Below are 256 nucleotides of genomic sequence, written 5' to 3' on the forward strand. Positions count from 1 at the left end.
TGCTGGTTCTTGTGAAGCGATTGAGGCGTTGATCGATTTTATTACGGCTGTGCCAGCGTTTCAAACGCCGGAGATTAAATATTCATGGGCATCAAAAATGCCTTTTCATCGCATGAAAGTGCGGTTAAAAAAGGAAATTGTAACAATGGGCGTTGAAGGGGTTGATCCGCTAAAAGTTGTTGGGACTTATGTGGAGCCTGAAGATTGGAATGCTCTTATTCAAGATGAAGAGACAATTTTGATCGATACCCGGAAT

Annotated in this window: 1 pseudogene; it reads left to right on the forward strand. The window is 42.2% G+C overall.

Annotated features, from left to right (window positions below):
• A pseudogene (locus ACFINC_RS11545) lies at positions 1–256 on the forward strand (hypothetical protein); the annotation flags it as partial.

Origin of the sequence: Bartonella sp. AP58NXGY (genome assembly GCF_042195785.1) — a bacterium.
GTDB lineage: Bacteria > Pseudomonadota > Alphaproteobacteria > Rhizobiales > Rhizobiaceae > Bartonella.